The sequence below is a fragment of the Planococcus sp. A6 genome, assembly GCF_028823615.1.
Lineage (GTDB): Bacteria > Bacillota > Bacilli > Bacillales_A > Planococcaceae > Planococcus.
On the sequence record NZ_JAPEHT010000241.1, the window covers coordinates 1 to 1,552 of the forward strand.

Genomic DNA, 1,552 nt, shown 5'->3' on the forward strand with positions numbered 1-1,552 from the left:
TTAATCGCACGGGCTGTTCGAAGCATTTAGGAAGATAAAATGGTTCTTTTTGACATGACGATAACTAAACACCATAAGTTCAATTTAAAGGAACAGGAAAGGATTGGTCTAAATGGAGCGTTTCTGGGACACACCGGAGAAATTGGAGGATTTGCTGTGCGAGCTGGTCAGCTGGGAAAGTATTTACTTGACGCAAGGGGAAGCGGAATTCCCGGTTAAGTTAAAAGGGTTATTGGGTGAATTGGAGTATTTTAAACAGCACCCGGACCACTTAGAGCTCGGCGAAGTCAACTGGGGCCGGACGTTTTTGACGGCACTTTATAAACATGAAGACGCTGTGGATACGGTCGTTCTGATCAGCCATTTCGATACGGTGTCCACTGAGGATTACGGGGTTTTGCGCCCGCTGGCTTCAAATCCGCGCCTGTTGACACGTGCGCTCCATGACCGGAAGGAAATGCTCACTGAAGAAGCTTTGGCCGATTTGGAATCGGGCAATTATTTGTTCGGACGCGGCACGATGGATATGAAAGCGGGGCTCGCTTTGCATATGGCCTTGCTCGAAAAGGCATCGACGGAACAATGGCCGGTCAATCTTGTACTGTTGACGGTGCCGGATGAGGAAGTCAATTCCAATGGCATGCGCCATGCCGTCCCGTTTCTACTGGAACTGGCCGAAACGCATCAGCTCGATTATTCTTTATTCTTGAACGGCGAACCGGTATTTGCCCAGGACCCAAAAGAAAGCGATTTTAAAGTCTACAGCGGAAGTATCGGGAAAATCATGCCGAGCGCCTTATTTTACGGGAAAGAAACACATGTCGGCGAACCGCTCAGCGGGCTGACTTCGAATTATATGGCTTCGTATTTGACCCAGGAAATGAGCTGGAACCCGAAATTCCGTGAAACGCTTTACGGTGAAACATCGCCGCTTCCGGTCACGGTATTGCAGCGCGACGTTAAAATGGAATACTCTGCGCAGACGCCGTATCGCGCAGTTTCGATGTACAATGTTTTCCTGCTCGAACGCAATGCAGAAGAAACGATGCAAATGTTTGAAGAAACGGCTCGTGAAGCATTGGCTAAAATGAGCCGTGATTACGTGGAGATGTGCAAACGTGAAGGAATCGAGCCGGTCAACGAAGTGAAAGTTTTCCGCTTTGAAGAGCTGAAGGAATATGCGCTTGAAAAATTGGGCGAGAAAACGGTTGAGCAGATCATGTCGAATGTGACAGAGGATGTGGACCACGATGTGCGGGAGCAATCCCATGCCATCACCGATCAATTGTTGATTCAATGTCATGAACTGACGCCTGCGGTCATCTTGCTGTTTGCGCCGCCCTATTATCCGCCAGTCAATTCAAGCGATTCCAAGCTTGTCCAGAAATGCATTCAGCAAGTACAAGAAACGGCGTTAGAGCGGTTTGGCCTGGAAGTGAAGCAAGGCCATTATTTCAACGGCATCTCCGATTTAAGTTACGTCAATTTCCAGGATCAAAACGAAGGCTGGCAGACATATGAACAAAACACGCCAGTTTACGGCAGAAGCTAT

At 48.4% G+C, this 1,552-nt stretch carries 1 protein-coding gene; it reads left to right on the forward strand.

The annotated features are described in order from the left end of the window. Window positions 1–112: 112 nt before the first annotated feature. On the forward strand, window positions 113–1,552 hold a 1,440-nt coding region (locus ON064_RS18170), incomplete at its 3' end, for a M20/M25/M40 family metallo-hydrolase (protein WP_274625864.1).